The sequence below is a fragment of the Spirosoma pollinicola genome (assembly GCF_002831565.1).
GTDB classification, from domain to species: domain Bacteria; phylum Bacteroidota; class Bacteroidia; order Cytophagales; family Spirosomataceae; genus Spirosoma; species Spirosoma pollinicola.
The window spans coordinates 2,375,469-2,398,664 of record NZ_CP025096.1 but is presented as its reverse complement, the minus strand read 5'-3'; the positions used below and the strand labels follow the sequence as shown (position 1 = coordinate 2,398,664).

Here is a 23,196-nt window from a genome sequence, read left to right as displayed (position 1 = left end):
CCTACTCCTGTTGCTACTGGATCGCTACTTTGTGGGTATAATTCAATACATCAAGAATAACGTGAATGATCAGAAATTCAAGCAAATACAGTGTTTTATTAATGTAAATCAAATGCGGGTAAAACTGATTAATGCCAATTGAGCCAATTGACATGGAAGAGGTCACAGGTTCAATCCCTGTTACACCCACCAATACTTTCAATGACTTAAATAATCTAATTGAAGCTATTAGTCTAATACGACAGTACTGTAGTGATACTATATTGTACCGTGTTTAATTGGGATATGAAATTTTCAATCCATCTAAGAACACCACACTTCAAAGTGTTGTCCACGTGATTTAGCAATATAATGCCCTGTCGAGGCTAATAGCACTGAAAGATTATCCATTTCATCTGCTGAGATACCGGGTTGGACAACAACCAATTTGAAGTTTGTTTTAAGGTAAAGAGTATCTATCAAAAAGCCGTTTAATTCTTGAAGGTTACCTTTGATAAAACGAGCAGCAGTATTATTTTCTCTATATTGAATTTGCTTAAACAGACGCTGATTATTTTCTATCCATTTTAGCGACTTTATTACTTGCATGCATACTTCGTAGTAGTCTTTTACACGCGCACCTGGTTCGTCAGCGCTAGATCCTTTACAGTGATAAAAAGCTATAATTACCTGATCATCCTCAATGCCGAACGTGATAAAATCAGCAATCTCGCCCGAGCCATGATCGTAAAAAACTATATCAGCCAAAGCTAACAAATCTTGTTCTAAGCAAGTATGAATAGAAACTCTACCATCTCCACAATCGCCAAATTCTTTTGTAATATCTACATTTTTGTTTAGCCAATCGATCAAGATTAGTTGCTCTGCATTCAAGGAAGGCATAGTGCCGCCTGGACCTGGAAATAACTCATAACCATTGAGACGAGAAAAATCACTGAAGAAAAATTCAGGTAAATTAGCGTTCAGGTATTTGTCGATAGTTACATTTTTATGACTTCTAAGAACAGTTATCTGGTTAAGCTGATTTTGATCAATAGGATTAAAGAAATTATCCGCATCAAGCCGGTAATCAAGTTCAATCCTGGCTGAGCTCCCATATGTAGCAACAATACGTATGTTGTTGGCTGAAGATGCTGCTGGATCAACAGCTAGATCAATATCAAGTAGATTTGCTTCTCGAATGGTTCCATCCTCAATGATCTGGATACGGGGCGGATTTTTATAAACCGTTTGATTCCAGATCACCCCTATTACTCCTTCGGGAAAAGTATCTATGTCCTGTCCAACATTAAGGTAATCTAGCGGTGACCGTGTTTGTACTTCAGAGTTGCTGGTGAGGTGATTTGCAATATCTTGGCACCATCTGACTAGATTCGGTACTAACAGTCGGGCGTTACTCCAAACTTTTGAGGAGCTGCTAAATCCAATAGTTGAATTTTCGTCTCCTCCAAAAACATGCCCTCTATGATAAAGCTGTCCGTCGCTTTCAGTAATGGATTTCTGAGCTGCTGGACCAGTTACATTTCGGTACGACTCCGCGTTCGCGCTTTGCAGGCGGTTCTTCATTCCAACATTATAAAAAGATGGGTCTCGAAGACTTAAAAGAACCTTATTAACTTGATTGAGTGGTAAAATTCTAGGAGTTTGATCTGTAAACGACTGGGCTAGATCTTCGTATATTTCAACTTGCTTGAGAGTGGAATTAATAAATAGAAGCTGACTTTCAGTATCATAGTAAAATACAAATAATTGATAAGCCGAACTTAAGAATTTATCGCTGGTAGTCCATTTAGGGCGACTTGTTTCTTTTGCGATTAAGACCGTTACGTTCGAATCATTATCGTCCCATGCATTCACAATCTCAAAATTAGTAGGGAGATTTATTTTTCTACTTAAATCTACATCTCCTTTTATTTTATATATTTTGACATGTACATAAGGTTTCAGAGTGTAAATTGAAACGTCAGATGTATCTGAGGCAACATGCTCACGTGTTTGGAGGTTCTGAATGCTTTCTTGCACGAAGACTTCTTCATCAATGCGACTGCGCGACAAATCAATAATCATTTCTTGCCAAATAGCATCTTGATTATAGAGCTTAGTGCTCTCAATTTCGATTTCCGCAGGGATAGCTATAAACTTTGCTACATCTATGTTGCCAGCATTTGTACGAGCAAAGCGACCGATGAACTGAAGTGTGACTGCAAGTGATCTATGGGGAGAATGGACAGCTGCAATTTTTAGGTTTGGGAAATCAAAACCTTCGCCCATCATATTAACACAGATGACACCATCTAAAGCACCTTCACGGAGTAACCTAATAGTTGCTTGTATAAAACTATAAGAATGATCACTGTGAATTGTTCGAAGATTTAGAGTTGTATGATCTGCGTATATTGTCTTAAGTGCATCTGCTCTTTTACGAGAGTCAGTCCGTACCATGAGGGCATGATGTAGACCGGAAGCTCGATCTAAATTAAAAACTTCCTCTGCTCTTTTAGCAATAGCAACGTCTCCGTTCTCACCCACTGCGTCAACCGGCACGAATTGTATTCGGCCAAAGATCTCATCTTTATAAGCTTCCTTCAATGGATAAACGTATACAAACTTTCCCTTGATTTCACGTCTATCTTGTCGGAACGGAGTAGCCGTGACGAGTATACGTTTAGCATTTGGAAAGGCGTTGAATAATTCATCCCAAGTTCGTGCTGGACTGTGATGAGCCTCATCAACTAAAATAAGATCAAATAAATCATCAGGTGGGGAAGGAATGCCATCTATAGCTGGACTGATGCTTGATGGACTTGCTACAACTACGTCGTATGCTCTTAGATCTTCCCAAGTTTCGAAAGATGAGATTTTGTCCGTCTGTTCATGAACATTAGGTCGATCTATAGTTTCCGCAACGACATTTAGCTTTATAAGTGTAGTCAAATTACGAAATCCAAGAGCAATGTCATTTCTAACGAGTCTACTGGGTGTTACACATAGGACACGCTTTGCCTGTAACATATAAGCCGAAATCATTAGAACTGCTGTCTTTCCTGAGCCGGTTGGCATGACAACAAGGGCGGGGTCGTTACGTAAGGTGAAATGTGAAGCAATTGCGTGAATCGCTCCGAGTTGAGCTCTACGAAGCCCTTTTGTTTCTTCTGTGCTTTTATCTACAGCAAGTCTAATATTTGCGTAGTTCTCTTCAAAATAACTCATGACTTATTCTATGGTGTGGTTGGTACAATATATGAAATAAATATCTGATTTATATCTATTTGTAAATGTGCTAATCGCTTTTTCTTATTGAACTAGCGACAGAACTTCTTTATCTAATGCGGGTATATCAGTACATAAAAATACAAAAGGTGTATTTGCGCTATTGATGCCAAGCTATCAAACGGAAAATATCTTTCTTGTATGATTAATTTTGCGGACGTTCTTCTTGCCGCTCAAGAAGAATCTTCTCGGCTAGCTCTTTAATATTCTTGAACCACGTTATTCGATGTTCTAATTTGGCATATATGTTGACGTTATCCCAACTCTGATCTAATTCAACCCGAAGTCGTTTACCATCTTTGAAAGGACCTTTGGCACCATCGTATGGCATGAGATAAAGATGAGGTCCCTCAAAGTATTGATCACCAGCTTCATCAATGTCGATGATATTCTCGTAGGGTATTATACCATATTCTTTATAATTAGCTTTGTTGTTGTCAGGTAGTGCATTCCACACTTCCCAGTAATCGAACTGCGACGGCTTAGAAGAATCAAGATCGTCTGTGTCAGGTGTCCAATAGTCTTCATGAGATGAAGGAACACTCATATTCAGGCTATCCATGTAATCCCATGACACTCGATCATCAGCTAGATAGGCAAACTTCTCGGCAAGCTTAACCCACACTCCCTGCGCAATAGCTTGCTCATATTGCGCAAAACGCCAGCGGCCTCTTATCGGTTGTTCTCGGCTTCCGCCTCCATAAGGATACCGATCATCACTTGCATCTCTGATCAATATGTATCGACCTACATGGTTTTTCTCCAGAATTCTGATGACCTTTCGTTTAGTTGCCAGTCTGGCCCTGACTGACGTTGCGATACTCCGCTTCTTGATTTGCAAAGAAATGCCGAAATAGGCAAAAAGCAGATAATCGTTCTTCGGCTGAAAGAGCATGTCTTCCAGTTCACCTTTGCCCCACAAGTGGGCTTCTGAAAACCCTTTTTCTTGTGCAGCGCGCCGAAACACATCTCTTGCTGCAAATGAGAAATCACAGGCTGCAACGAAGACCACACCGTAAAGTTCATGCTCTTGAGCGTCTGGAAGCTCATCCATATACGTGGCAAGCTTTTTGGGAGTAATGCTCTTTTCCCGTTTGCACTGAACAACCCAGTTTCGACCGGTTTCAGCAGCTTGCAGGTCAGGTTGCTCTGGTTCGTCATCGAGGTTGTCTACTTGTTCAAAGTCTAGGGTGGTTACTTCCTGTGCCCGAACATCGAAGCCATGATCTGAGCCAGATCTACCGATAGCCTCAATTTGGGCCCAAGTCCGAAAATCATAAAGAAGTTGACGAACCAGATCTTCAAAGCGATGCGGTTCCAAGTCTTCCAGATGCAGTGGGCCAATAGTTTTCATATGGTGTGATGTCCAGAAATTAAACTTAATAAATTGAATGGTGAATAAATAATAGCTTATTCGGGCTTCAAAAAAAAGTATGATGTTCGCTAGCCAATTGTGTGCTAATCGCTCAGATACGATTGATTGTAAAGAACGAGGCATAAGCACTACTGCAAAAGGAAATGATCTAACAATGACACGTCTCAGTACCATTATATCCGGAGTAATATTTATGCTGGTTAACCAAAGCCCTGCATCATCTCAGTCTGTTGCTATAGGTGGTGACCTGCAAAAACAGATTGCAACCATTGCTAAATCCATACCTGGCAGAGTCGGTGTGGCGGCTAGCGTCGTTGAAACTGGTGAAGTTGTGCAATGGCAGGGTAATGCCGAGTTTCCCATGCAAAGCGTCTATAAACTACCTATCGCCATGGCAGTCCTGAATCAGGTTGATGAGGGACGTCTGAAGTTCGACCAGCGAGTCAATGTTGAAAAAGTCAATTACATCGCTAAGCCACAACACAGTCCAATCCGGGACGAGTATCAAGACGGAACCGTAATATCCATCAGTGAACTGCTGCGGTATGCTGTCTCTGAAAGTGACGGTTCTGCCAGTGATATCGTGATGGCACAGGCCGGCGGACCAGCGGTCGTTATGTCCTATCTGAACAGCATAGGGGTTCGGGATATCAAAGTAGCAGATACCGAGAGAACGCTGGGTCTTGATGCGACCAGCCAGTACCGTAACTGGGCCAAGCCAGTCGAAGCGGTCAAGTTGTTAGGCCTGCTCCAACAAGGGGTTGGTCTGTCGGCTTCCAGCCGGTCTTATTTGCTACGGTTAATGACAGAAACTGAAACGGGGCTGAACCGTCTAAAAGGTCAACTCCCTCAAGGCGTCAAGGTCGCTCACAAAACGGGTACCTCGCAAACCACTAATGGTGTGACAGCTGCGACCAACGACATTGGCCTGATTACAGTCGACGAACATAAACACATTGCACTCGCTGTGTTCATTAAAGACTCGGCAGCGTCGACGAAAGAGCGCGAGGCTGTCATCGCCCAAGTCGCCAAACTGGTTTATGATCGTTGGAAATAGGTATGACTGGCGTGATGTTAAACGCGCCAAACCGGTTTTAAATCAGTGTAATTGCTACTGTACAGTGCTACCAGACTGCTACTTTGTGGGTACAACTTAGTACATGGCGATTAATAATCGCTCGTATTATTTCGATATAAATCAATGATCTATTAATCGTGATACATCACGGTTAAAACCGGTACGTATGAATTACGCCAATTGACATGGAAGAGGTCACAGGTTCAATCCCTGTTACACCCACCAATTTTTCAGATACTTAATTTATCTATATTATTATAGATTTTTTCTAGTGCTACTCAAGTGCTACCTAGAATCATGATGCTTCCGCGCAATAATAATTTGATAACATTACTGGTGCGACTACGCGCGAACGATCTTCAGTAGTGTAAAGCTCATTTTTAAACCCAAGCCATCCCAGATACATATTAATTATTCCTCATTAATGGGACGATTTTCCTATACACTTAGATATGAATATGCATATACTGAATATATTCCTAATGCTCATTTATAGCTAATATTTAAGTTAGAGGAGGAAAAAATGAAAACTGATCAAGAACCTTTACTCGACAGAAAAACAGCTGCCAAGTATCTTCGGGTTTCGCCTGGCACGTTAGCCGTCTGGGACTGCACCAAACGCTACAACCTCGAACCGATAAAGATTGGCCGCGCCGTCCGCTACCGTCGTTCCAGCCTAGACAAGTTTATCGAAGACCGACTTTGGAAATCATAGCCAGATAATGGCCTTGCGTATTTAAGAGGCCACACAACTTTTTCCATTCCTGAACTGAGGAGATCGCCATGAACATTCATGACGCGAAAGAGATCCCTATTGTCGAAATTTTGAGCCGGTTGGACATTCATCCCAAAAAGACCAGCCCCGGCAAGCACCTTTACCTATCCCCCGTCCGGGAGGAGAAAACGCCGAGCTTCTATGTCTATCTCAAAACCAACCGCTGGCACGACTTTGGCGATGGACGGGGCGGAGATCCGGTTGACCTGGCCCGTGCCTTTCTCAAATTCACGCGTGAGGCCGACACCACCGCCGATGCGTTGCGCTGGATCAAGAATATCGGGCTAGGACCATATAAGTTTACGCCTGTCCATCGAGAACCTACAGAACCGGAAGAACCGGGCCTGATATTGAAAAAGGCAAAGCCCCTTCAGCATTTAGGTTTGATCCATTATCTCGAAAAGCGCGGCATTCCATTAGAGCTGGCCCGTCAGCATTCAAAAGAAGTTCACGTTAAGAACCAGCGCTCCGGCAAAAGCTTTTTCGCGCTTGGCTTTGACAATGAGGAGGGGGGTTACGAACTGCGCAATCCTTTTTTTAAAGGATCTCTTGGCCCCAAAACCATTTCTTTCATTCGCGGCAAAGAGCCGAAGCCCGACAGCATCCATCTGTTCGAGGGGTATTTTGACTACCTGTCTGCGATTGCGCGTTTACAGGGCGAGGGCTTCAAGGGCGATACAATAGTTCTCAACTCTGTGTCGAACCTGAAACAGATCGCGCCATACATTCAAGGCTATGGATACCGGATTGCCTATTCGTGGTTTGACAACGACAAGGCCGGTGATACGGCGACAGCATCACTTGCCGACTTCCTCACAACGCAAAATGACCTTACGCACCAGCGCATGAACCGCCTTTACGCGCCACACAAGGATGTAAACGCGTGGCACATGCACACGCTTGATCTAACCCTGTAGGAGTGCGGAACATGGAACAGCTTACGTTGCAACATCTCTTCAAAGTCAACGAAGTCGAAATCGTTTATCGTAACAAAATACCGTATCAGGATCGGTTACAGATCACCTCGTCGTCAACGGCTTACGAAATTCTGCTGGCGTCATGGGATGAAAACCGTTTGGAACTGGTCGAACAGTTTAAAATCCTGCTGCTCGATCAAAAGAACAATTGCCTTGCCGTTTCCGGCATCTCTTCAGGTAGCATCTCATCCTGTACGGCCGATCCAAAGATCATTTTTGCAACGGCTTTAAAGGTTGGCGCGTCCGCCATCATTCTGGCGCACAACCACCCGAGCGGGAATCTGCAACCCTCCGAAGCTGACAAGTCCCTGACGCGCAAGCTGAAGGAGGGTGGCAAGCTGCTTGATATTGCCGTACTCGATCACCTGATCATAACACCCCGGAGCTATTGCTCCTTTGCAGACGACGGCCTGATGCCAAGTTGAGGCTGTTATTTTCGTTGTTTCCTGAGCGTTTGCGGTGGAAGCCATTGAGCGTGGTCATTCACCACAGAACAGGCTTAAGGACGGGACTGTACCCGGCCCGCTCACGCCACCAACAAGAATTTTCGCCAGCGTTTCACGCTTCCCCGCCAACCAAAATTCTTGCCGGTTTATTTGCTTAAAGCCGGGTTTTGCCATCCCCGTAACCCTGACCCGTGGAGAACAGACCATGCCGACCACCACCCATAAACACCGCACGAACTCTAAAACCAAAACAACAACACCAGCGCCGGAATCGCCTACGCACAATGATGTCTATAGCCGCGTGACAGGCAAAATCATCACCGATCTTGAGGCTGGCAATCTGACATGGCGCAAGCCGTGGCATTCTGACCATCTCGCCGGTCAGGTGATGCGTCCGCTTCGCTGGAATGGCATTCCCTATCAGGGTATCAATACCCTCCTGCTGTGGGGAACAGCCGCCGAGCAGGGCTACGCTTCGCCTTACTGGATGACCTATAAACAGGCAGTTGAGCTTAAGGCCAACGTTTGCAAAGGCGAGAAGGCAACGCAGATTGTCTATGCTGATAAATTCACGGTCGAAGACAAGACCGATAACAACGAAATCGTAACCAGTCAGATCCCGTTTCTCAAACCCTATGCTGTATTTAACGCTGCCCAGATCGACGGTTTAGACGACCGTTTTTACAAACGGTCCGGACCGGCGGTTGTTGATACAAAGTCACGTAACCAGCAACTTGAAACCTTCTTTGCGGAAACAAAAGCCGACATCTATACCGGACGCGAAGCCTCTTATGCCATTTCGACCGACCGCGTTCAGATGCCACCGTTCGAAAGTTTTGTAAGCGTTGAGAGCTACTACGCGATTTTAGCCCATGAAATTACTCATTGGACGCGGCACCCGACCCGTCTTGACCGGGATTTAGGCCGCAAGGTGTATGGCGATGCCGGTTACGCCAGAGAAGAACTGGTTGCCGAATTGGGAGCCTGTTTCTTAGCAGCTGACCTTGGCTTTGAGCCGATGCCGGAGGCCAAACATGCCGCCTATATCCAGTCCTGGCTACAGGCTTTGCAGAACGACAAACGCCTGATCTTTTCAGCAGCATCTCATGCGCAGAAAGCCGTCGAATACCTGTATAGTCTGCAATCTTCTTGTGTAATATGAGAGTAATCGTTTGAAAAGTCGTCCTATAGTCTAACTAGGTACTTGTAAGAGCGGGTGGGTAAGCCTTAATAGGGTCGTAAAATTATGCTATCTAATATTCAATTAACCAAATATTATATAGTTAATAAAAATTTTTGACGTTCACTAGTACATTCTGCGTTCTAAACTTGGATTTATAAAGTATATATAATTGTTAATTATATATATTGCGTGCGATGGATGGATCGACATTTTGTAATCCATTTAGCTGGCTGCTCGAATAATTTTGTAGTTATGGCTGAATCTGCAACCACAGCGTCACATGTAACGATTGCTCGCCGAAAGCATATACGATTACAGCGTGATATATCAATTAGCCGTATCGACCGGCAACTTCGTTGGGCTCCAGTTTTAGGGTGGACGGGGTTTATATCAGGATTTGTTTTGTACGCTGCTGGATGGATGATATTTGGTACAGAGAAATCTCAGATGGCTGATCTTGGAACATTTCTCGGAGGAGCCGTAAGTTCTATTTGGTCTGCCGCTGGATTCGCTCTTGTGTATGCTGCCTTTCTAGGTCAACGAAGACAATTACTCTTACAAGAGATGGATCTTGATTTGCAGCGACAGGAGCTCCGAGCATCTAGACGCGAAATGCATGGGCAAAGGAAAGCCATGGAGGAACAAGTAACTACCGCTCGACTACAACAAGCAGGTGTAATGTTCTTCAATTTACTTCATCATTATAATCGGATGGTTGATTCCGTTAGGTACAATGATGCAGTAACCAACAATATAATTTATGGAAGGAATGCAATTGAAAGAGCCCTAACAGATGCACATGAGGCGCTATCCTCTCAAGCATTATCTAAAGAAACGGCTCGTTTAATTGTAATAAATGCGCGAAGTAAAGCACCAGTTTTGGGAGTACTCATCAGAAACCTAGATCTTCTTATGAAATATGCAGATGCAATGACCTCTGATTCATCACAAGAGTATATTGATGCTTTAATTGTCCAACTTTCACCTTCAGAGATAGAACTTTGGACTGTTACATGCTTCAGTATAAGATACGGTCCCGAAAGAAAGCGATTAACTGAAAAATATGGTTTACTTAGAGACCACAAATTCTCAGAAACTTGGAATTATATTACCTCTGAATTTGCACCGTCAGCCTTTTCGCGTCCCGCTACATCTACTATATAAGATTCGACATAAATGGAAATATCTGCTTTAACTTTATCAGAAATTGATTCCGCCACTGCTTTATGGACATCGGCAGGTCTAACAAGACCTTGGAATGATCCTCAAGCTGATATTAAATTCGCACTTGCCACGCCATCATCTACAGTACTAGCAGGCCGTTTAGATGGAGCAGTTATTGCTACAGTTATGGTGGGATTTGATGGTCATCGTGGTTGGGTTTACTATCTCGCAGTAGAGGACGCCCATCGTGGACGGGGATTTGGAGCAGCAATGATGCAAGCCGCTGAAAACTGGCTTGTTAAGCATGGTGTCCCGAAACTATTGCTTATGATCCGTCCAGAAAACGATACCGTTCTTAAATTTTATGAAGCGATAGGCTACAGCTTAAATGAAGTTATTGTAATGCAGAAAAAACTTGGAGACTCTGCTAACTAAGTAACTTCTACTCGTGTCAACTACGTGGGCAGTGCAAGATTTGAAAGTAATTTTGTCTTGGTGTAGCCCAAGGGTTCAAATAAAACCGCTGCCGTTTTGATTAAAAACAGCAATGGTGCCTAATTTTTAGCAGTAGACCCTAGCTTTGAGTCTACGCCGGGAACCAAACATGCCGATCTTTATCCATTCTCGGATAAAGATTATATATAATAATAACAACGCCTGATCTTTTCAGCAGCATCCCATGCACAGAAAGCCGTTGAATATCTGCATAAGCTCCAACCATCCTGATTGACGACTTGCCGGGCGGGACGCATTGAGTAATGTTCCGTCCGGTTTCAACTCCCGCTTTTCTGTGTCCGTTGATTGATGCTGTCAGCTTAACCGCTAACCTTGCTCCGACGCTTATCCCTCCTTTTTGCTAACGCAAAAAGGCTCTGTGACTTCGGCAAAAAATAGACACTCCGCTTCACTTCGCATCGATTTTTTGCCTTCGGGGAGCGGTCGCAAGGTTGGCGGTTTTAATTGCTGACATCATCAACAACACAGAAAAGGAGATTTGATGATGACCACCACCACCCAAAACCCAAGCTCAAAAGCCCCCTCACATTTCGTATACAGTGTCAAACAGAAAGACGGTTCCGACAAAGCAGTGTGGATTAAAGTCGGTGCCGCATGGGCGCATAGCGATGGGGAGGGTCTAAATCTTATCCTTAACCTCTTGGGCCAGGATGTGAACCTGACAATTCGGCCCAACAAGCCAAAAACTGAATAAACCCGTAGCCGGGCAGACGTAAGTTTGCCCGGCTTTTCTATTGCCGCTATTCCCGAACGGCAAGGGTTAGCTATCGCTTTTTTCCAGGACAATTTCTATGACCACGCTTTTCTGTTTATCCTCATCAAGCACGTAGCGCGGATCGATAGCAGTGATGATGCGGGGCAGGTGGTCAAGCAACGCAATAAAGAGCGTTTCAAGACTATAACCCTGTAAAGTGACGTTGTGCGATGAGAATCCCAGCTTGATAACATTCTTTTCGTTGTTTGGCTCAAAGTCTGCAACGACAAGATAGGCGTAATTCAGAAAAGCCTTCCGGCCATCCGGCCAGACCAGACAGACATTCCGCGTATGACCCTGCACGGGGTAATTCTCGATCAATAGTAAACCGGACCCATCCGCTGGCTCGGTTGGGTCATTTTCGCGCAACTGATCAAATCGGAGTTTAAAGCCCTGGTTCATAATCACGATCTTTAAAGCGAGGTGGTTTTGCAACGTCTTTCGGCTTGTCCCGATTGACCGGCTGACGGTTTAGTTCGTCACGGATGCGTTGCTGTACGAGGTCTGTCGTTCTGTTTTTACGTCCGACCAGTTCAAGGGCTGATTGACGGTCGCCCATTTGGGACGCCTGCAACATCAACTGTTCCTTATCATCCGTATAAATTCTGACACGATCGCGGCCTCTTGAAACCGAAACATAGAACTGTTTCGCGTTCGTTGCCGAGAACGTAGAAGCCGGTTGCGAAATGAATACTTCGTCAACAGTCTTGCCCTGCGAGGCATGAGATGTGACACAATAATTATGTGCGATATGGCCGAACTCCTTATCCAACCGGTATTCGACTTTGCTCTGTGCGTTGCGTAAAATCACGTCCCCTTGTTTCGACACTTTCAGTACGTCCAGCGTCTGGCCATTATTCATTCGCGTTCCATCACGATCAAAGCCGTTGCGCGTGATACGCACGGCATCACCTTTGGCAAGGCTAATTTCACTTTGATGGTACACGTCATAGTCGCGACTCCTGACGGTTGGCAGGGGCAGGGCGTGGCCCTGATCGTCTTTTATGGTCACCCCTTTGTCAGTCGCTATTTCGACCGTCCACACACTCCCGCGCTTGATACCGGTCAAATTCTGATTGAACTGTATCACCTGACCGGGCTTGAAATTGCGCCAGTCGCCCCGCTCGGCTTCCGTCAAATTGAGATTGACTAGCCGGGAAGCTGTCACCTCTTTTTTCGAGAGCAGACCGCGCTCCTGCAACGTCCGGCGGATATCGCCCGTTACCGCTTCACCCTGTGCATGGGTTGGCGAGACAACGAGCGCCGACTTGCCCTTTTTGACCGTATCGACATAGTCTTTCACAAGCTGGCTATTTGGCTGTAACGGGTCGATTGACTGAATGGCCTCCATGCCATCCAGCTTTTGAAACGCTTTTGCCACGTCGCCCTGTGCCAAATCTTCGACCGTTGAGCGATAATCCGCGTTACGCTGCCGGTAAATCCGGCTAACCTCCGCCGTCTTGATACCGCCAACGGTATTTAATATACGCAGAGCGTCTCCGCGCACGACGCTTGAGTGCTGCCTGGTATCTCCCCCCAAAATCAACCGGGCGTTCTGCTTAGTGGCAATCTCCAACAAAGCCGTCATATCCTTCGTCCCCAAAAGCCCGGCTTCGTCACACCAGATGACTTGACCCTGCAAATTCGCCTGCATCTTCTCATCGACCAGCAACCGGGCGACGGTTTCAGCTTCCTGGAAACCCTCTTCACGCAACACGCCCCGTGAAGCCTGGGAGGAGGGCGCTACAACCGTCACTTTTTTACCGGCCTGTTCCATCAAGCCAACGGCCTCCTTCATCAGCGTGGTCTTGCCGGTCCCGGCAGCACCCCGGATGATCGATACGCGGTGCGGGGTGGTGAGGACGTGCCGAACAGCTTCCGCCTGTTGGCCGTCCAGTTTCAGATCTGGCACTTTGTCGTAAAGAGGCTTCAACTTACCCTGTCCCTGACGGGCAAGGGTGACCATCCGTTGTTCTTCGGACAGAACCTGCTTCGTCGTGGAAAACGTCCGGCCTTTTTCTTCAACATGCACCAGCCGTGCATCGTCTTTCAAATCCGCTGTGATCTGATCCAATGACACCGAGCGATTGCCAATGCTGTGCCGATACGCCGATGCCAACAACCGGCGTTCCCCTTGTACAGACGCTCGTTCAAAGCCGTGGTCAATTGCATGATCGACGCATATCTGCGGGGTAATACCGCTTTTGTCCTGGACAGGTGCCGCGTGACGGAGGGTTCGTTTCCCTTCACCATCCTTGAGTGGCCCAAGGTCCATAATCTGTTGTCGCCAGTTTTCCTTAAGCTCGTTCATCGAATGACCGCGCTGCTTTTTCGAGCGTGTCCGTGCGCCCAGTTCGCTGACCTCTTTCGGATCAACGATGCCTTTTTCTTTGGCGACGCGGTTGATCTCGTCTGTGCGCTTGGAGAAAAGATCAATCACATTTTGTGGCACGCCCTCGACTTCAAAGCTCTTCTCCGTCCGCCGGATCTGATAGCCCCCATCCATCAGCCTGTCGGACAGCCGCTTGAAAAACATCTCCTGATAATACGGCATGTCCCGCTTGATGTCCGTGAACCGGGCAGCCTTTATGCGCTGTTCGGCAGAGTCCCAGGTTGCATTTTGCACAAAGCAATGGGCGTGAAGCTGCGGGTCTGGCAAGCTACCATCTAGAGGCCGCGCGGTCTGGTGGACAAACTCCGACCAGATCAATTCGCCGGTCTCACGGTCCTCGCTCACCCCGTTCTGCCGAACACGTGTTTTACTGTCGCGCTCGATGTCCTGCATGGTCTGCCGTACCGACTCTTGAAAGGCCGTCAGGATACGGTCGTCGTTCGAGAGGCCATGCAGAATCGAGACTGACTTTGGACACGAAAACGAAATGTCATACCCGGTAATCCGGTTTTCTTTCGTGCGGGGCGTCAGCGGCTTGCCAGTGTTCGGATCGATGTTGTCACATAAATCATGAAACACTTCCTTGTTGACCAGCCCGGCAAGCCCCATCCGTTCCGCCAGCTTGCCCTGCATCCGTCCGGCCAGTTCCTGGTCATCCAGATAGTAGTCGGATTTCAACAGTGCTTCAGAGAAGTACTGCTTTGCATGACCCGCGCTGTTTGAGGCTATCATCCGTATCATGACCGAAAGTTTACACCCGGCCCGGCCAACCGGACGCATCTTTCACGCCCTGTTAGCGGCCATGCGTCAGCAATAAAGAGTGTCGGGCAGTGCAACGCATCAACACATGCAAGTTTATACATTTAACATCAGGCATCTGCCCTTAGCACTGCTAGAGGGTCAGAAAGCCTCAACAGTTTCTTCGTCTGTCTGAAACATTTCGGCGACGCGACGCCGTGCATCTGTGTCGGCAGGACGACGGCCGTAGAAGTTGAACCCTCTTGAATGGGCAGGTTCAGCGTCGTCAACGAACGTCTTCACTAACTCTTCGTTGCAGATTTGCTCGTCAATTTTATCCATCAAGTAATTGTCGCCAGCGTGGTAATCCGCAACGTAACTGAACGAATAAAACAAGCTGCTTATTAACAGCACGTAGCCAATAGGCTGACCGATAAGCATGAGAAACAGGCCTATAAAAAAGAAGAAGGCAGGTTCCACTACAGTTGCAATGGTGCGCTCATCAAGTCGTTGGCCGTTGAAGACAAAGTTCCTGAAACGAGGATGAATGATGCCCTTCGAGAGGCTAAAGCGGGCAAAATCAAACACGCCTGGCAAACGCTTAATCTCGTCTTGCCGCAAAGAGGCGTAGTACATGAATACCACCAGATAAATGTACCACGTTAAAAATCGTTCGAGAAAATCCGACATGCTGATGTGTCCTCCAAAGCTTGACGTTGCTCCGGTTAGAAACATCGGCAGCACGGCCAGTAACACCGTGATACTAACGGCTGTTGCCGCCTGGAAGTACCGTTCGCCGAAATTGCGCCGGATCGTTACCTCCAGCAACATGCGTGGCCATGAACTGAGCCCTAGCGTAAAGTTTAACAGAGCTTCTTTAATGACGTTATGACGTCGGTACATAGTTTGGAAATAAGCTGACTTTTTCATTTGAGATAAATTGATAAAGTGAAACTGATAAACTATTTGGGTTTGTAATCCTGTCTGAAAATCATTTTTCGATGACTCCAGTCGTTCGAGAAGCTTTGTCCCTGTCTGTGAATGTAGCCTTCGACGCACAGATTGTTACTGGGGCCGCCGGTCAACAGTTTTGTGAAGGCTTCGGGGCGAACGACCCGTTCCAGTTTCAGCGACCGTCCCCGTGTCTGCGAAAAGTTTTGCGCGACCGTAACGGACTCGGTTTGATCTTCGAAATAGGCGTCTCCAATGAGTTTGCTGGCATATTCCCCTGTAGCCTCGTCTGTGTTGGCATGAAAAATCTTTGTTCCAAAATTTCCCATGAGGCTACGGACGCGATACTCTGCTTTTTGACCGCCCATAACTGCGTAAAAGTTGGACAGCGATTGCGACAAATAAACGGTTGCGATCCGGCTACTGCGAGCCGTCGTCAAAAACTTTGCGTCGAATTCGGTCAGAAATTCTTGGGCCTCGTCAATAAAAATGAAACAGACGCGAGGATTAATACGAACGTCCCGTTGTTCCCATGCTCTGACGAACAATAACTTGGCGGCCATTTGTATGTCCCGACCAACCTTATGATACTCTTTTGTCGGCAAATTGATGATGACGATTTTACCTTCATAACAATTTTCGGGCGTTATGGTCGAGACAGTACGGCAAAACAGTGAGTAGAACGGTTCGCGCAACAGCTTGAACATGAACGCACTTACGGACACGGTGATGATGCTTCTCGTTTTTCCAGCAAGCGGAATAAACTCGTCAATAAAATAGCCATCGACGAACTTGAGAAGCCGCGCATCTGGTATGGCATCAAGCAAGGCGCTTTCAAAAACAGCCTCATCCTGATAAGCGTTTTTTTGAGCATTAGTATGATTTGCGGCCCAGCTTTCGATCTGCTTGTTGACGTTGATTTGAGCCGCTTCAAAGGCTTTATGAAACGCCTTGGTTTTACCATCGGTGTTTTGCAGTGCATCGTCTGCATGCGGAATCGTTTGGATGATGTCGTAAATATCCTGTACCGACACGCGGTTATAAGCCAGTTTTATTAAATCGATGGTGAAAATAATCAGTAAGCGTAATTGATCGTTCCAAAAGGAGTCGTCCCCTCTACTGCTATCTTGCGTCTGACCTGCTTCGATCACTTGAGTAAGCAATTCTACGATGTTGTCTGTCGCGGCCAGCCCGTCCCCGCCATGACCAGCGGCATGATCGAGTATGTTGAAAACGTGTTTGGCACCCGGTTCGATGACCACCAAATCATCTATCCGTCCTGTCATCACACAATACGAACGCCATGTTTCTACCTCATCTGGTTTGACTGTAAGAACCAAACCGCCAAACCCCGCTGTAAGATATTTTAGGGCTAGCAGCCGCCCCGATCCGCTGGATTTTCCGCTGGATGTTGCCCCGAATACGGCCACGCCGGAGCAGGCATGACGGATCGTCCAAACGTCGGTGCCGTACGGAGACGGCATGACGATAAGGGGCGTGTCTAAATCGTATCGATCCATGAGTGAAATGAGTAATTGATGATACTAATTATGAATTTATTGTCCAAAGCGGGTGGGTGGCCAGCCCAGCCCATCTTCGAACTTAACCGGCATGAAGCCAGGATCAGACTCTATGACGTCTGATCAGGAATGCGACCTTAATGCTTGTTTGGATCGTAAGGCTGATAGACATCATCCTCACCCAAACGCTTGACATACAGTTGGCCTGTGTCGCCTGTGTAGGTGACTAACTTGCTACCGCTGTCCGGGTTGCTCATCGTTTCATCGCTGTTGCGAGACCAGCCACCGTTGTTGGCATCTTTTTCTTCAGTCATGATTTTAGATATTTGAAAGTTGGGGTTGAAAATTGGAAGCATTCAGGCTTTTCAACGTGGCCTGACCACCCGTGCACAGGCGAGTATGGTAGGGGCGTTAGCCCGCTATTTCTCTGAGTGTATCCGGCAACCGTCATCGGTTGCCGGATGATCTTTTTTGACAATGCTGTTAGTCCTCTGGGACGTAGAGGCCGGTTGCCTCGCTCAACCGCAGAGTCAGTCCAGTTGCCAGCTGGATACGGCTTGGCTGGTTGCCGCGCCACTCAATGACACGCCCAGCGTCGGGCAGTCCGTAGGGATTATGGATAATCTTGATGTTATTCATAATTCATCGTCGTTTTGCGTTTCATTGTTATACATTCTTGGCATTCCGAAAAAGATAATGGGCCTCGGGCGATTGATGAGAATTGGTTCGTTTGAGCAAGACTGCGCAAAAGAACCGACGAATGTGTATATCATAAGTGGTGTTATTTTGTGCGGGTTAATACATATATTGATGCTGGCCGATGCTGCTTCAACAACTTGCGCTCCGACGATACAAATTGAAGCATATCGCGTTTCATAGGAACGTTAAGTTTCATTTGGAGAAAAACTTTACTTGAAATGAAGGATATAGTGCACAAGAGAAATAGTGAGGGGCGATATTATTATTTTCTCTTTTTTAAAATTTGCGAATGCATTTCACCTAATCTATCTTTCAAATGAAATACCTTAACCATCCACCCTATCTCAATGAAGGACGTTCCTGTATTCTATCTACGTAAACCCTGGTATGTACTTTTGCGATACACTCCAACTCAAATTAATAAGTCCCAATACTGGAAAGATGAGATTAAAGGAATAAGACGTGGGTTGCGTAGTGAACCCATCGAAAAGACTGATATTGAAAAAATTAATTTATCAACTGAGGAAAGCAATTTTATAAAAAAGGCAAACGTTCATTATGAATTCGCATACAACATTCGAACGGGAGCAATTAGCCAGATATGTTTAATCATACCCAAACTCTGGCATGATCTTGGTAAAACTGACGTAGTATTAGGTGAAAGGATAAAAGAGTACTACCTAAAAGCTTTCCGGGGAAAATCAGCTACTGAAAGAACTATATTACAAGAGAAGGTTAATAGCCCGCTATCTAAATCAGGAGTGCCTATAGGTGAACACTCTACTGTGTCTGATTTAATAGCAATTTGCCTATGCCTCATGGCCAAATCTGCCTGTAAAGATAATGTCGACGATGTAGAAGAAATAAATCGGATATTGGAGATTATCGACAAATTACCAACGAAGCCTGAAAAGAATAAACCAGCAGATATAGATTTAAAATTAATTGATGATCACCTTCGTTTTTGGCGTCAAGCAAGCAACAATACAATTCCAGATCCCTTTACTGATTCTCACTGGAAATCCTATGAAAGAACAGATGCTAACAAAAACCCAAAAGCTAGCTGGGGTATAGCAAAAAGTCATATTTATATTAGCCAACAAAATGAGCGTGGTTTCACGTCTATATTATTTAAGTCAAAATACAATGAAGAAGAATATGAAAGCAGTGGAATAGTTACGTATGACAAAAATAGTAAATATTTAATTGCACAATTAATTCGACATGCAAAGATAAAAAATGATACCCCAGAGACTAATTCGTTTTTTGTAATGCGTGTTCGTGATCCTGAAAATCAATCACTACTTATTGGTCACTACATAAACTACTCGATACACTTTGAAAGGTTCATCACTAAAACTGTCATATGGCACAAAGTTGATAAATCATTTTCACCTGAAGACTTGGTAAACGCCGATAATAAATTCACAACAATACCTATTTCGATCAGGCGTTTTTTATATAGTAGGATACATAATAGATTAAATTTACCCCTAAGAGGTCTATCAAATCTAGATAATCCCAATGATAAAGATAGGTCGCTACATGGTTGGGTTGAAGAACGCGTTGCTGCAATATATCAAGACAAGAAGCTTCTCGCATGCGTCGATAAATACTATGTTTGCTACTTCTATGGCGAAGCTATTAACCTTACTAAACTGACTGAAAATCAGCAGAAAGGCGCACCACTAGAGGATAATTCACTTGAAGATGAAATAGCAAAATTTATACGAATTGATACTTTAGATATTGACTACGACGACGATGCGGTGGCATTTAATGCAACCTATAAACACTTTACGCAGGATACGCATATTCAGTCAAAAAAGATATTCACTCAAAGTATTTTTAGAGGAAAAATAGCTAGGGAGAATTCGACAGTTCAAGTCTTTTGCGAACAAGAAAAATATGTATCAATAAAATACAGAGACAAATCAACTTCTGGAAACTTTATATTATTAAACTTTAAAATTCCTAACTGCGCTGACGATAAAGCATTTGAGATATTTAATAGTTATGATTATTTTGAAGGAATAATTTCGGGATTAAGCGATTCAAAAAATGACCCTCTTAGTTTCAGAGCCTTAATTATAAAAAGACGTTTGAACAATTCTAAGAGAAAAGTGTCTGTCAAAATTAATTTAACAGACAGAGAAAAACGAAATGATCTTACCCGAGCAATTATTAATTACTTTAAAAATCATGCAACTCAGTATCAAATTAAGCTGGTAAGCAAAGATACTTGAGAGACCAAAAATTCATCCTGGCGTAGGAGCAGCTTTATTAATTGGTTTAATCTCGTACCCTAAATTTGACAGAAAATCGATCATAAGCTCAGTGTGCTCTGAGTTATATTTTAGTTTTTTATCGTGTAACCAATATTCTCTAATTTCTTTACCGGTGCTGTCACGCTTATAGTATTTTCCGTGGATCTTTCCTTCTTTATACGGACAACTGTATACTAGGACACCATCTTCGTTCCAGCCCCTATCTATACTATTATAGCTTTCCCCGTTTGTTTGATCCGACTCCCAGCTTAATTGTCCATTTTCATGCCACTCTTTCCATTTACCGTTCATTTTGCCATACGTATAAATTCGCTCATCTTTAATTTGTCCATTCGGGTACCAAACTCGACAAACACCGTGCTCGAGATTACTAACGATTCGTGTCTCTGATTTTAGCTGTTTATCTCCGTAGTATGTTCTTTTTATTTTGGTTTTCTCTTTTATAGATTTGTTCATTGAAACACTCCACGATCTAACTAGTAAAGTTAGGAATACATATAAATCTATACACCGCGCACACTACTATGTCAATATAATATATTTTAAGGCCTATTATTTAGAACTTTATCAAGGGCATCATCTAAATCTTGTGTCGTGAAGTTCGACTGATAGCCCATTGTGGTAATGATACTGCTATGGCGGTACATCTTTTGCAGCGTTTGCAACGGGTGCATTTCAAATTGTCGCCTGATGTCGTTAGCTTAGGGCATGACTGAAGATGAATACATAGCCTTGGCCCGCCAAAAATATCAAGACCTGCAACAACTTAAAAGCAAGCCAACTTTCTACGACTATGAAAAGTCGTTCGATGAAATTTGGCAGGAATTGGGTCGGCAAGTCTTGGAAAAAAGCCTGAGTGATGTGCCAACTGACCGACGTAAAAAAAAAGATGACAACGCGTTACGGACAGATACAAATTGCTAACAGTGAATTATTTAGCCAACACCCCAACGGATTTGGCATCAGTCCCTACCTACAGGAAAAGCTGGTTTTCCTCGGCCAGTTAGAGGTGTACGACCAAGCCGCCCAAGTGGCCCAAACGCTGTTAGGGCTTAAGATTGCATCCACTCAGATTTACCGACTTACCAACCACTATGGCGGGGTCATCGAAGCGGATTTAGATCAGCCTGTAGTTACTGACCAACCGCTCACAGGCATTGTCTATGTGCAAGCTGATGGGGCCATGTTGCTGACTGATAATGGGTATAAAGAGAACAAACTATCGCGTATTTTTGAGGCTACTTCCCTCAAACAGAGTCCGGTAGCCGATCGGGGTGGTCATATTGATTTGTCACTTTTTACCGCTCATTTGGGTACTGCCACCGACTTTACGCCTAAGTTTCGGGCGCATTTGGATGGCTATAAGCCCTTGGGAGCGGACCTGATCTTCATCAGTGACGGGGCGGTTTGGCTTCGGCAACTGATGAACACGCATTACCCACAGGCTACGTTGATCTTAGACTTTTGGCACCTCATGAGTTACATCGGTACGGTAGGTATGGCGGCTTACCGTACTCAAAAGAGCCAGTCCGAGTGGATAGAGGGGCAACGTAAGTTACTATTAAACAGTGATTTAGACTCAGTCCTGGCGCACATTAAAGCCTTACGTATTAAGAGGAGCTTACGGGATTCAGTTTGTTCTTATCTGGAGTCCAATCGCGACCGGATGGACTATGCGGGTTATCAAAAGCGGGGTCTGTTAATCGGTTCGGGAGCCATTGAATCAGCCCACCGGACGGTGGTCCAAAAAAGGCTGAAGCGATCGGGCCAACGCTGGAGTGTGGCCGGTGCTCAACATGTGCTAAATCTACGCACTTGCTTTATGAGCGAACGCTGGGAGTTGGTTAGAAAACATATCGAACCCTTCAATTACGCAATGGCCGCGTAGCGACAATTTGAAATGCACCCCTAGCTAGCTAGGTGTGGCTTTCGAAACGTCAACACCGATGAAATAGCAAATGTCCATAAGAGATAGTAATTTAGGCCGGCCGGTGCCGTGTTCAACAAGTCCTTGCTTCAATGCTCAAACCCTTGCTAATGGGGCAGTATCCCCGAATTTCCATTCGAGCCTTTAAGCAAGTAAAACAGGGTGGGTCCTGAATCCGCGCATAGAGCTGGAACTCTGCGGCCCCCTAGGGTAGCCCACCCTGTTCACTTGTTGGCAAGCTACCAAATCTTAGAATCTTACCACGCCACAAACCTAAAGGGCGGCCCCGCAGACTTCAATATATTCAAAGACTGCCTGTTTAGCCATGGCTTGCGTTGGGAATTCTTGCTGATACACCAACTCCGACTTGAGGCTTTTGAAAAAGCTTTCGGCTACGGCATTGTCCCAACAGTTCCCTTTCCCACTCATACTTTGCAATACCAGCGGGTGTTTTTTCAGCAGTTTTGTAAAAGCATGACAAGCATACTGCACTCCTCGATCAGAGTGAAAGATTAAGTCCCGCTCGATTGGCCGGTTTTTTATCGCCATCTGCCAAGCCGGTATAGTTGTCTCAGTAGCTTTCATGGACGTACTCAAGGCCCAGCCAATCACTTTTCGATCATACAAATCCATGATGATGGTCAGATAGAGCCAGCCTTCACCAGTCCGGATATACGTTAGATCAGAAACCCATGCCTGGCCCGGTTTGACCGGATTAAATTGGCGGTTCAAATGATTTTCGGCCACTGGGTAGGTATGCTTTGAATCCGTAGTGGTGACCACATACTTCTTCTGAATGATACTTTTCAGATTAGCCTGCTTCATGAGTCTGGCCACCCGGGGCCGGGATACCTTTACGCCCTTGGCCTTCAGATCCCGCGTGATTTTGGGGCTCCCATACCGGCCTTTACTAGCCGTGAATAAGCTGCTGATTAATTGAGTGATAGCTTCATTTTCACTTGCCCGTTTGGTAGGTCGTTGGGCTAGCCAATAATAATAGCTACTGCGGCTCACTAGCAGGACTTTACACATCCGCACCGGCGGACCGGTCTCAACGGGGAACTCACGTTGGTGAGCCTTTATAAATCCGAATATTTCCCGTCGCTCCTGGAGAAGATGCCGACCGCCTTTTCTGTACAACTC

Annotated in this window: 19 protein-coding genes and 1 pseudogene; 10 read left to right on the top strand and 10 right to left on the bottom strand. The window is 45.3% G+C overall.

The window, feature by feature from the left end; translation table 11 throughout:
* Positions 1–13 precede the first annotated feature (13 nt).
* The 3 genes from CWM47_RS38080 to CWM47_RS10195 all read right to left on the bottom strand — a co-directional run bounded on the left by CWM47_RS38080 (position 14) and on the right by CWM47_RS10195 (position 4,624).
* Positions 14–154, bottom strand: coding sequence for a hypothetical protein (locus CWM47_RS38080; RefSeq protein ID WP_157815944.1), 141 nt, complete (start codon positions 152–154; stop codon positions 14–16).
* Between the two features lie 149 nt (positions 155–303).
* Positions 304–3,210: a DEAD/DEAH box helicase gene (locus CWM47_RS10200; RefSeq protein ID WP_100987878.1), complete on the bottom strand. Its 2,907-nt coding sequence runs from the start codon at positions 3,208–3,210 to the stop codon at positions 304–306.
* A 205-nt stretch (positions 3,211–3,415) separates the two neighbouring features.
* Complete coding sequence (locus tag CWM47_RS10195) at positions 3,416–4,624, bottom strand: restriction endonuclease (RefSeq protein WP_157815943.1); 1,209 nt, start codon at positions 4,622–4,624, stop codon at positions 3,416–3,418.
* A gap of 214 nt (positions 4,625–4,838) precedes the next feature.
* Here CWM47_RS10195 and bla point away from each other — a divergent pair, with 214 nt between their 5' ends.
* The 7 genes from bla (at position 4,839) to CWM47_RS10160 (ending at position 10,703) form a co-directional block, all read left to right on the top strand.
* The gene (gene bla, locus CWM47_RS10190; protein WP_100987876.1) at positions 4,839–5,702 is read left to right on the top strand and encodes a class A beta-lactamase; all 864 of its coding nucleotides are present in this window, start codon (positions 4,839–4,841) and stop codon (positions 5,700–5,702) included.
* A 544-nt stretch (positions 5,703–6,246) separates the two neighbouring features.
* Positions 6,247–6,438 (top strand): helix-turn-helix domain-containing protein, encoded by a 192-nt coding sequence (locus CWM47_RS10185; protein ID WP_100987875.1) that lies wholly within the window; start codon positions 6,247–6,249, stop codon positions 6,436–6,438.
* Positions 6,439–6,506: 68 nt separating this feature from the next.
* Positions 6,507–7,415: a toprim domain-containing protein gene (locus CWM47_RS10180; RefSeq protein WP_100987874.1), complete on the top strand. Its 909-nt coding sequence runs from the start codon at positions 6,507–6,509 to the stop codon at positions 7,413–7,415.
* Positions 7,416–7,426: 11 nt separating this feature from the next.
* Complete coding sequence (locus tag CWM47_RS10175; RefSeq protein ID WP_100987873.1) at positions 7,427–7,900, top strand: JAB domain-containing protein; 474 nt, start codon at positions 7,427–7,429, stop codon at positions 7,898–7,900.
* Positions 7,901–8,126: 226 nt separating this feature from the next.
* Positions 8,127–9,083, top strand: coding sequence for an ArdC family protein (locus CWM47_RS10170; RefSeq protein ID WP_100987872.1), 957 nt, complete (start codon positions 8,127–8,129; stop codon positions 9,081–9,083).
* 273 nt (positions 9,084–9,356) lie between these two features.
* The gene (locus CWM47_RS10165; RefSeq protein ID WP_157815942.1) at positions 9,357–10,268 is read left to right on the top strand and encodes a hypothetical protein; all 912 of its coding nucleotides are present in this window, start codon (positions 9,357–9,359) and stop codon (positions 10,266–10,268) included.
* A 12-nt stretch (positions 10,269–10,280) separates the two neighbouring features.
* Positions 10,281–10,703: a GNAT family acetyltransferase gene (locus CWM47_RS10160; protein ID WP_100987870.1), complete on the top strand. Its 423-nt coding sequence runs from the start codon at positions 10,281–10,283 to the stop codon at positions 10,701–10,703.
* A gap of 841 nt (positions 10,704–11,544) precedes the next feature.
* On the opposite strand, the gene CWM47_RS10150 is transcribed toward CWM47_RS10160, so the two are convergent.
* From CWM47_RS10150 to CWM47_RS38075, 5 genes are all read right to left on the bottom strand, one after another.
* A complete protein-coding gene (locus CWM47_RS10150) occupies positions 11,545–11,940 on the bottom strand; it encodes a hypothetical protein (RefSeq protein ID WP_100987869.1) in 396 nt (131 codons plus the stop codon).
* The gene (mobF, locus tag CWM47_RS10145; RefSeq protein ID WP_100993817.1) at positions 11,924–14,662 is read right to left on the bottom strand and encodes a MobF family relaxase; all 2,739 of its coding nucleotides are present in this window, start codon (positions 14,660–14,662) and stop codon (positions 11,924–11,926) included. Before mobF ends, CWM47_RS10150 begins: the two co-directional genes overlap by 17 nt.
* A 168-nt stretch (positions 14,663–14,830) precedes the next feature.
* The gene (locus CWM47_RS10140; protein ID WP_157815941.1) at positions 14,831–15,571 is read right to left on the bottom strand and encodes a hypothetical protein; all 741 of its coding nucleotides are present in this window, start codon (positions 15,569–15,571) and stop codon (positions 14,831–14,833) included.
* A gap of 59 nt (positions 15,572–15,630) precedes the next feature.
* Complete coding sequence (locus CWM47_RS10135; RefSeq protein WP_100987867.1) at positions 15,631–17,139, bottom strand: type IV secretory system conjugative DNA transfer family protein; 1,509 nt, start codon at positions 17,137–17,139, stop codon at positions 15,631–15,633.
* 137 nt (positions 17,140–17,276) lie between these two features.
* Positions 17,277–17,453, bottom strand: coding sequence for a hypothetical protein (locus tag CWM47_RS38075; RefSeq protein ID WP_157815940.1), 177 nt, complete (start codon positions 17,451–17,453; stop codon positions 17,277–17,279).
* A gap of 163 nt (positions 17,454–17,616) precedes the next feature.
* On the opposite strand from CWM47_RS38075, the gene CWM47_RS10130 reads away from it, so the two are divergent.
* Positions 17,617–18,018, top strand: a complete 402-nt coding sequence (locus CWM47_RS10130) for a hypothetical protein (protein ID WP_100987866.1) — start codon at positions 17,617–17,619, stop codon at positions 18,016–18,018.
* 167 nt (positions 18,019–18,185) lie between these two features.
* Positions 18,186–20,084 carry a hypothetical protein gene (locus CWM47_RS10125; protein ID WP_100987865.1) on the top strand — a complete coding sequence of 633 codons (1,899 nt, stop codon included), beginning with the start codon at positions 18,186–18,188 and terminating at the stop codon, positions 20,082–20,084.
* A gap of 12 nt (positions 20,085–20,096) precedes the next feature.
* Here the strand turns inward: CWM47_RS10125 and CWM47_RS10120 are convergent, their stop codons facing one another.
* Complete coding sequence (locus CWM47_RS10120) at positions 20,097–20,582, bottom strand: toxin-antitoxin system YwqK family antitoxin (RefSeq protein WP_100987864.1); 486 nt, start codon at positions 20,580–20,582, stop codon at positions 20,097–20,099.
* A 252-nt stretch (positions 20,583–20,834) separates the two neighbouring features.
* Between CWM47_RS10120 and CWM47_RS10115 the strand changes: the two are divergent.
* Positions 20,835–22,014: pseudogene (locus CWM47_RS10115) on the top strand (ISLre2-like element ISRsl1 family transposase).
* Positions 22,015–22,326: 312 nt separating this feature from the next.
* Here CWM47_RS10115 and CWM47_RS10110 read toward each other — a convergent pair.
* Positions 22,327–23,193 (bottom strand): IS3 family transposase, encoded by an 867-nt coding sequence (locus CWM47_RS10110; RefSeq protein ID WP_157815939.1) that lies wholly within the window; start codon positions 23,191–23,193, stop codon positions 22,327–22,329.
* Positions 23,194–23,196: the final 3 nt, after the last annotated feature.

Coding starts and splice junctions, on each gene's coding strand:
- CWM47_RS38080 (WP_157815944.1), bottom strand. CDS start 154: ATGTCAATTGGCTCAATTGGCATTAATCAGTTTTACCCGCATTTGATT.
- CWM47_RS10200 (WP_100987878.1), bottom strand. CDS start 3,210: ATGAGTTATTTTGAAGAGAACTACGCAAATATTAGACTTGCTGTAGAT.
- CWM47_RS10195 (WP_157815943.1), bottom strand. CDS start 4,624: ATGAAAACTATTGGCCCACTGCATCTGGAAGACTTGGAACCGCATCGC.
- bla (WP_100987876.1), top strand. CDS start 4,839: ATGCTGGTTAACCAAAGCCCTGCATCATCTCAGTCTGTTGCTATAGGT.
- CWM47_RS10185 (WP_100987875.1), top strand. CDS start 6,247: ATGAAAACTGATCAAGAACCTTTACTCGACAGAAAAACAGCTGCCAAG.
- CWM47_RS10180 (WP_100987874.1), top strand. CDS start 6,507: ATGAACATTCATGACGCGAAAGAGATCCCTATTGTCGAAATTTTGAGC.
- CWM47_RS10175 (WP_100987873.1), top strand. CDS start 7,427: ATGGAACAGCTTACGTTGCAACATCTCTTCAAAGTCAACGAAGTCGAA.
- CWM47_RS10170 (WP_100987872.1), top strand. CDS start 8,127: ATGCCGACCACCACCCATAAACACCGCACGAACTCTAAAACCAAAACA.
- CWM47_RS10165 (WP_157815942.1), top strand. CDS start 9,357: ATGGCTGAATCTGCAACCACAGCGTCACATGTAACGATTGCTCGCCGA.
- CWM47_RS10160 (WP_100987870.1), top strand. CDS start 10,281: ATGGAAATATCTGCTTTAACTTTATCAGAAATTGATTCCGCCACTGCT.
- CWM47_RS10150 (WP_100987869.1), bottom strand. CDS start 11,940: ATGAACCAGGGCTTTAAACTCCGATTTGATCAGTTGCGCGAAAATGAC.
- mobF (WP_100993817.1), bottom strand. CDS start 14,662: ATGATAGCCTCAAACAGCGCGGGTCATGCAAAGCAGTACTTCTCTGAA.
- CWM47_RS10140 (WP_157815941.1), bottom strand. CDS start 15,571: ATGTACCGACGTCATAACGTCATTAAAGAAGCTCTGTTAAACTTTACG.
- CWM47_RS10135 (WP_100987867.1), bottom strand. CDS start 17,139: ATGGATCGATACGATTTAGACACGCCCCTTATCGTCATGCCGTCTCCG.
- CWM47_RS38075 (WP_157815940.1), bottom strand. CDS start 17,453: ATGACTGAAGAAAAAGATGCCAACAACGGTGGCTGGTCTCGCAACAGC.
- CWM47_RS10130 (WP_100987866.1), top strand. CDS start 17,617: ATGCTGTTAGTCCTCTGGGACGTAGAGGCCGGTTGCCTCGCTCAACCG.
- CWM47_RS10125 (WP_100987865.1), top strand. CDS start 18,186: ATGAAGGACGTTCCTGTATTCTATCTACGTAAACCCTGGTATGTACTT.
- CWM47_RS10120 (WP_100987864.1), bottom strand. CDS start 20,582: ATGAACAAATCTATAAAAGAGAAAACCAAAATAAAAAGAACATACTAC.